9 protein-coding genes and 1 tRNA gene are annotated in these 7227 nt (G+C 70.3%); 8 read left to right on the top strand and 2 right to left on the bottom strand.

Going from position 1 to position 7227, the window contains the following annotated elements; translation table 11 throughout:
- The 5 genes from ACRDP3_RS10980 to ACRDP3_RS10960 form a co-directional block, all read left to right on the top strand.
- Positions 1-271 (top strand): ANTAR domain-containing protein (locus ACRDP3_RS10980; protein ID WP_431516693.1); only part of this gene is annotated, 271 nt, incomplete at its 5' end.
- Between the two features lie 374 nt (positions 272-645).
- Positions 646-774, top strand: coding sequence for an LPFR motif small protein (locus ACRDP3_RS10975; RefSeq protein WP_431516692.1), 129 nt, complete (start codon positions 646-648; stop codon positions 772-774).
- Between the two features lie 99 nt (positions 775-873).
- Positions 874-1431, top strand: coding sequence for a hypothetical protein (locus tag ACRDP3_RS10970; RefSeq protein WP_431516691.1), 558 nt, complete (start codon positions 874-876; stop codon positions 1429-1431).
- Positions 1432-1470: 39 nt separating this feature from the next.
- A complete protein-coding gene (locus ACRDP3_RS10965) occupies positions 1471-2004 on the top strand; it encodes an NUDIX domain-containing protein (RefSeq protein WP_431516690.1) in 534 nt (177 codons plus the stop codon).
- A gap of 52 nt (positions 2005-2056) precedes the next feature.
- Positions 2057-2197, top strand: coding sequence for a hypothetical protein (locus ACRDP3_RS10960; RefSeq protein WP_431516689.1), 141 nt, complete (start codon positions 2057-2059; stop codon positions 2195-2197).
- A gap of 183 nt (positions 2198-2380) precedes the next feature.
- On the opposite strand, the gene ACRDP3_RS10955 is transcribed toward ACRDP3_RS10960, so the two are convergent.
- Positions 2381-2454, bottom strand: a tRNA-Thr gene (locus ACRDP3_RS10955).
- Positions 2455-2637: 183 nt separating this feature from the next.
- Here ACRDP3_RS10955 and ACRDP3_RS10950 point away from each other — a divergent pair.
- The 3 genes from ACRDP3_RS10950 to ACRDP3_RS10940 all read left to right on the top strand — a co-directional run bounded on the left by ACRDP3_RS10950 (position 2638) and on the right by ACRDP3_RS10940 (position 5157).
- On the top strand, positions 2638-3762 hold the full coding sequence (locus ACRDP3_RS10950; protein ID WP_431516688.1) for an ABC transporter ATP-binding protein: 1125 nt from the start codon (positions 2638-2640) through the stop codon (positions 3760-3762).
- Positions 3763-3922: 160 nt separating this feature from the next.
- Positions 3923-4339: a hypothetical protein gene (locus ACRDP3_RS10945; protein WP_431516687.1), complete on the top strand. Its 417-nt coding sequence runs from the start codon at positions 3923-3925 to the stop codon at positions 4337-4339.
- Between the two features lie 41 nt (positions 4340-4380).
- Positions 4381-5157 (top strand): nucleotidyltransferase family protein, encoded by a 777-nt coding sequence (locus tag ACRDP3_RS10940; protein WP_431516686.1) that lies wholly within the window; start codon positions 4381-4383, stop codon positions 5155-5157.
- Between the two features lie 153 nt (positions 5158-5310).
- Here ACRDP3_RS10940 and ACRDP3_RS10935 read toward each other — a convergent pair whose 3' ends face one another.
- Positions 5311-7020, bottom strand: a complete 1710-nt coding sequence (locus tag ACRDP3_RS10935) for a DoxX family membrane protein (RefSeq protein ID WP_431516685.1) — start codon at positions 7018-7020, stop codon at positions 5311-5313.
- Positions 7021-7227: the final 207 nt, after the last annotated feature.

Below are 7227 nucleotides of genomic sequence, written 5' to 3'. Positions count from 1 at the left end.
GCTGCGCGCCGCCAAGGAAGCACAGATACAGGCGGCCTTGGAATCCCATGCCGTCGTCGACCAGGCGGTCGGCATGGTCCGGCTCGCCCAAAGCTGCGACCACGAAACGGCGTGGGGCATCGTGAAGCGGCTCTCACAGAACACCAACACCAAACTCCGCACGATCGCCGAAGCCGTGATCCAACTGGCGACCGACGAGGAAGCCGCACCCCTACCCAAGGACCTGCACAAAGTCGTCCAGCACGCCCTGACACCGCCCAAGCAGCGATAACGCCGAGCCGTTCACCGCCCCCCCCCACGAGGATTGCCGACTCCCTGGCACGCGTCGTCACCGCTCTTCTCGAAGTCCTCGGCACCCCGTCGCCGCCCTGCGCCCACGACCCGCCATCACCGTGGAAGCTGGTCAGGTTTGGCCCACGATGCCAGCCATCACGGGCCTGGCGACTGGCCCCCAGCCAGGTGCGGGCGACCGTCTGGGCCCGAGTCAGCGCGGTCAGGTCAGCCCCTCCCGAGCGCCAAGGACCCCAAGGCCCTCCGACAGACAGCGTGGAGGTTTCGGCCTCCCGCTCAGGGCAACCCATCCACCGGCGTACGACATGAGTCGTAAGACTGCGCGCTCAGGCCTACCACCGAACGGAGAGCCACATGTTCAAGGCAATCGCCGACATCCTGCGGACGATCGGCGGCGTCATCGCCACCATCGTCACGCTGCCCTTCCGTCTCGTTGCACGGCTCTTCGGTGGAGCTTCGGACAGCGCCCACGGCAGGCACTGAGCCCCATCTGCAGGGCTAGGCGACGCCTATTTGAGGTGGAGGGCGGGTCGGCGCCCGCGGCCGCGATGGCGCGCGCTCCTCGTCAACCAGGCGCTGTACATGGGCGACTACCGGCAGGCGGTGGCCTTCGCCGAGGCGGGACTACGCACCGCGGGACACGCAATCTCGCACGCCCTTGCCTGCGACCTGCACGCCATGCAGGCCAAGGCGTACTCCCGTATGGGAGACGGCGCTTCCGCCCGCAGGTGCATGACGCTCGCCGAGACCGCCGCAGGGAAGATCCGCGCCGACGACGAGCCCGCCGAAACTGGCTACGTCCAACCCGGGCTCCTCGAATCCAACATGGCCGACGCCCTCATGCGCATCGGGGACACCGGCTCGGCACAGACCTACGCCGCCGAAGCGGTCGCCGTGCAGACACACGCCCGCGGCCGGGTGCATCGCTTGGCCACGCTCACGGACTGCGAGATCAAGGCCGGTGAGGTAGACCGAGCTGCCGGGTCGGCGCAGACGATGGTGGAACAGATGCAGGGGATGGAGTCGCGGCGCCTCAACGACCGGCTGACGAAGGTACGCCGCTCCCTGACAGCCACGGGAAGCAGCGCGGTGCGGGACGTGGTGGACCGCATCGACGGAGCCTTGGACCTGCCCATGTGAGCGTGTGTTGGGATAGGGGTCCCGACGAGAGGCAGCAGCGTGTCCGTGTGGCAGAACCTCGGCGAGCACACCGTGTATGAGAACCCGTGGGTGCGCGTGAACATGGCGGACGTGGAGCTGCCCGACGGCCGGCACCTGGACCACACCGTCATTCGGCTGCGCCCGGTTGCTGTGGCCACCGTCGTGAACGAGCGCAACGAGGTGCTGTTGCTGTGGCGGCACCGCTTCATCACCGGCGCGTGGGGCTGGGAGTTGCCTTCCGGCGGCACTGGGGAGGGCGAGCACCCGGCTGAGGCGGCGGCACGTGAGTTCGAGGAGGAGACGGGTTGGCGGCCGGGCTTGATGCGGCTGCTGCTGACCGTCGACCCGATGCCGGGTATCTCCACTTCACACCACCGCATCTACTGGTCGGACAGTGCCGAGTTCGTGGGTGAGCCACGCGACGGGTTCGAGTCGCAGCGCCGAGAGTGGGTGCCATTGCGGGACGTGCCGGACTTGATTGCGTGTGGTGACGTGCGGTCCGCGAACGCGGTGTCCGCGCTGCTGATGCTGCACCGGCTCTGCCTCGGCTGACCCACGCCGGGATCGTTACGGCGCACGATGAGCCGTCGCTAGACTCGCACAGGTGTCCGATTATCCTCGCGATGTGCCGCGTCTCCGCACCATCGAGCGGTACCTGCTCGTCCAGCTCGCCAACGTACGCCGCGCCATCGGCCAGGCCGAGGACAGCATCAACACCGAGCCAGCGCCGATCGTGCCCCGCTGATGTATCGCCTGGCGCCGCTCCCCACCCGGCACCATCCGCGTAGGCGTCATCCACCGCGCCGGCTCACATGGAGTCGACGAGGAGAACACCGACGCAGAAGCGCCCTTCCCGGGCAAGCCCAGTCGGGACGCTAAGCCGCAGGTCAGCCCCATTTCCGCCAAGCTTGCGAGTGATCAAAATCGGAGCCGCCTGTCGGATTCGAACCGACGACCTTCTGTTTACAAGACAGATGCTCTAGCCAGCTGAGCTAAGGCGGCGGGGGCCTGCGCGTGCAGTCTACCCACCCCGGGGCGGGGGGCCGCGATGCGGTTTCGTTGCCACTGGGGTACTGACAAGGCGCGCACCGGCGGGTTAGCGTCACCGCAGTCCACACCAGTGGACTACACCTCCCTTTACGACGGATCGTCCGGCACGTACCTGCCGGTGAAGGAGACAACATCATGGCTACGGTCACCTATGACCAGGCAACCCGGATCTACCCCGGGGGCGACAAGCCCGCCGTCGACAAGCTCCAGATAGAGATCGAGGACGGGGAGTTCCTCGTCCTCGTCGGACCGTCCGGCTGCGGCAAGTCCACCTCCCTGCGGATGCTCGCGGGCCTCGAGGACGTCAACGAAGGCTCCATCCGCATCGGTGACCGCGACGTCACCCACCTGCCGCCGAAGGACCGGGACATCGCGATGGTGTTCCAGAACTACGCGCTCTACCCGCACATGTCCGTCGCCGACAACATGGGCTTCGCCCTCAAGATCGCCGGCAAGCCCAAGTCGGAGATCCGGGCGAAGGTCGAGGACGCGGCGAAGATCCTCGACCTCACCGACTACCTGGGCCGTAAGCCCAAGGCGCTCTCCGGCGGTCAGCGGCAGCGGGTGGCCATGGGCCGCGCGATCGTCCGGGAGCCGCAGGTCTTCCTCATGGACGAGCCGCTCTCGAACCTCGACGCCAAGCTCCGCGTCCAGACCCGTACGCAGATCGCCGGCCTGCAGCGCCGCCTCGGCATCACGACGGTGTACGTGACCCACGACCAGGTCGAGGCCATGACCATGGGTGACCGGGTCGCCGTGCTCAAGGACGGGCTGCTGCAGCAGGTCGACACCCCGCGCCACATGTACGACCACCCCGCGAACCTCTTCGTCGCGGGCTTCATCGGCTCCCCCGCCATGAACCTGGTCGAGGTGCCGGTCACCGATGGCGGCGTCAAGTTCGGCAACAGTGTCGTGCCCGTCGAGCGTGAGGCGCTGGCCGCCGCCGTCGAGAAGGGCGACAAGACCGTCACGGTCGGCGTCCGCCCGGAGCACTTCGACCTGGTCAACGGCGAGGCCGCGGACGCCGCCCTGTCCAAGGACCAGCCCGCCGGCATGCCGGTCACCGTGAACGTCGTCGAGGAGCTCGGTGCCGACGGTTACGTCTACGGCACCGCCGAGGTCGGCGGCGAGCAGCGCGACCTGGTGGTCCGCGTCTCCGGACGGCAGGTGCCCGAGAAGGGCTCGGTCGTGCACGTGCTGCCGCGCGGCGGCGAGAGCCACGTCTTCTCCACCTCCACCGGTGAGCGGCTCAGCGACTGACCCGAGTACCTGAAAGGAAGGGGCCGCACCCGTACAACACGGGCATGCGGCCCCTTTTCGATCCCGTTCGTCAACACAGACTTCGGAACCACGCCTTTCTCGTCACTCGACAGGGTGACTAAATGTCGCCAAATCACTACCGCTCGCTACCATCGCGAGCGTGAACCATGTAGCCCGCCGTATCGGCCGATCTCTCGCTCTCGTCCTCCCGGTCGTCCTCGTCCTGTCCGGGACGCTGGCGGTCACCCGGGTGCCCTGGGCGACCTCTCCCTCCGACTCCCAGGTGCTCACCGCGTCCGCGGAGCGGGCATCCACGAAGCAGTCCGCTTCACGTGCGCCCCAGGACGTGCTCCGTGACCGTCTGGTCGCCGAGTTGCAGGAGAAGGACCCGGGCGTCGCCCTGACCAGCCTTCAGCACGAGATGAACCTCAAGCCCTCCCTCGCCAAGCACTGCGCGTCGCTCGCGCGGACACTCGGCCGTGCCGCCGTGCAGAAGTACGGCACCGTGCGCGCCCACCGCTACTCGCGCCCCGTCTGCGACACCTCCTTCGCCACGGGTGTCGCCCAGGTGCGCTGACGGACCGGTGACCGGGCGGCGCTGCGCATAGGGTGCGCAGCATGACGCAGCGCCCCACCCAAGCCGTGATCCTGGCCGGCGGCCAGGGGACGCGGCTGCGGCCGTACACCGACGACCGTCCCAAACCGATGGTCGAGATCCCCGGCACCGGAGTGCCGATCATCGGCCACCAGCTCGCCTGGCTGGCCGCCGAGGGTGTCACCGATGTCGTCGTCTCCTGCGGTCACTTGGCCGAGGTGCTGAGCGACTGGCTGGCCACCACGACGCTCCCCTCCCCCGCCTCGGGCGCCTTGAGCGACGAGCCGGGTGCCGGCGGACCGAGTCCCCTGCGCGTCAGCGTCGTCATCGAGACGGAGCCGTTGGGCCGCGGCGGCGGGCTGAAGTACGCCGCCGCCTCGCTGCCCCGGCCCGACGAGCCCTGGTACGCCACCAACGGCGACATCTGGACCCGCTTCCGGCTGCGCGAGATGGCCGCCTTCCACACCGAGCGGGACGCGGTCGCCACCATCGCGCTCGCGCGTCCGCGAATTCCCTGGGGGGCGGTGGAGACCAACGAGTTCGGTCAGGTCCTCGACTTCATCGAAGCTCCGCCCTCGCCGTATCTGGTCAACGCGGGCGTCTATGTCTTCTCCTCGTCCTTCACCGGACTGCTGCCCGACCGTGGTGACCACGAGCGCACGACGTTCCCGCGGCTCGCCCGGCAGCGGCGGCTCGCGGGCTTTCCCCTGCCACAGGGTGCGTACTGGCGCGCCATCGACACGGCCAAGGATCTGACCGAGGCGGCCAGGGAGTTGCGGGAGGGGCCCGTGCGCGGCTGAGGGGGTACGCGGGGTCTGCGCGCGTAGGCAGGGGCGGGGGTCTGCGCGCGTACGCAGGGCCTGGGCACACGTGAGGGGCGCGCCCCGTGGAGCGCGCCCCTTGGCTCGTCCGCTGACGTCCCGGGCTGCCTCAGCCCGCGGCGTCAGCGCGGGTCAGCCCAATAGGCCCCCCAAACCACCCCCGTTCCCGCCCGAGGACGAGCCGCCACCGCTGCTGCCGCCGGAGGCGGAGCCTCCACCACTGCCACCGCTGCCACTGCCGCCCGCCGTGCTCGCGCCGCCGCCACTCGTGGCCTGCGTGCCCGGCGTGGTCTGCCCCGGCGGCGGCGCACCCGGTGTGGTCCGCTGCGGCGCCTGCTCGGTTTCGGGCCCGCTGGGCGCCGACGGGTCGCCGTTCTGGTCCTGGCCGTCCTGTGAGGCGGGAGCCGAGGGGTCGGAGCTGCGGCTGTCCGGGCCGCCGGCCGTGCCCTGCGTGCTCTGGCCCTGCCGGGTCTGGCCGTTGCCCGTACGGTCGCCGGGGCGCTTCGGATCCGGCGAGCCGGGCAGCTGGTTGGTCGGCGGCTCGCCCGGCTCGGGCACCGTGGCCGTCTGCGAGGAGCGCACCGCGCCACCCAGGGTGGAACCGGTCAGCAGCGCGAGCCCGACCACGACGGTCGCGATCACGGTGCCGCGGCGCAGCACCCGGCGCCGCAGGTCCCGGATGCCGGCACGCGGGCCCAGCTTCCGCCACGCATCGGTGGCCAGCCGGCCGTCGACCGAGTAGACGGGGGCGCCCGCGATGATGAGCGGGCTCCACGCGGCCAGGTAGATGATGTCCGGCGCTTCGTAGGCGGGCACCGTGCTCCAGCTGACCGTCATCAGGAGCGCGGCCGAGAGCAGTGCGCCGATCGCTGCCGCGAACCGTTGCCAGAGGCCGCACATCGTCAGCACGCCCACGATGAGCTGCAGGAAGGCGACGGTCAGCCCGGAGCCGACAGGGTGTGCCAGGGCGAAGTCGCGCAGCGGTGACGCTATGGTCCAGGGCTCCAGCGACCGCAGCCAGGTCACCAGCGACCCGCGGTCGCCGCCGTCGAAGTAGACCGGGTCGCACAGCTTGCCCACGCCGGCGTAGATCGAGATGAAGCCCAGGAAGATCCGCAACGGCAGCAGCACGACCCCGAGGTTCATCCGCCTGCCCGGGTAGTACGCCTGCCGGCCTGCCCCGAACGGCCCGGCGGAGTCGAACTCCTCGTCCTCGTCCGGCTGTTCCTGGTAGTCGTAGTCACCGGGCTGCGGGCCGTCGAAAGCGCCCTCCGCGGGCCACATGCCGTGCAGCAGCGGTTGCTGCTGAGTCGTTTCGGACGGCCGGGGCCCACGCGGAGCCACCACAGTCGCGGAGCCGCCCGGACCGGACCCGGACGCCGGGCCCGGCAGGAGGGTGCCCTCCTCGATCCGCGGCAGCACCTGCGTGGCGGAACCGGCCGGTTCGGTGCCGTGCCTCCCGGCGTCCGCCCGTACGGTCTGCATCAGTTCGGTCAGGCCCTGGTCGCCGGAGTCGCCGGCTTCCGCACGGGCGCCCCAGACCACGGGCGCCCGGCGCGGCGGCCGGGCGGTCATGCCGGACAGGGCGGGCAGTTGATCGGTGTGGTCCAGCGGGCTGCCCTGGAGGGAGCGGGCGATGGTGGTCGGGCGGGTGACGGGCGGGGCGAGCTGCACACGGAAGCTCGCGTGGGTGACGATGACCTGTGCGGGGTCGGACGGGACCTTGACCGTGCTCAGCACGGGCTCAGCGTCGAAGAAACCGCTGGAGCTTCCCCTGGGAGTGTTCTCAGGGCGCCGGCCCGAAGGGTCGGGCGTGCGGGGTGTTCTTGTGTCCACACTCATCTAACCGAGTGACGGACGCATAAGACACTGCCTTGACCGGCTCGATCTGTCCGAGGCCCGTCAAGGCTGCTCAGGCGCGCTCCGGGCCGCTCGCCATTCGCGGCGGCGGGCCGCCGCTCGGGCCCGGACGGCGGTCCGCTCCTCAGCCCCGGCGGCGAGCCACTCCTCAGCCCCGGCGGCGGGCCGCCTCGTACAGCACCACGCCGG

This window comes from Streptomyces sp. (genome assembly GCF_050698815.1).
In the GTDB taxonomy this organism is placed as follows: domain Bacteria; phylum Actinomycetota; class Actinomycetes; order Streptomycetales; family Streptomycetaceae; genus Streptomyces.
This window is presented reverse-complemented; position numbering and strand designations above follow the sequence as displayed.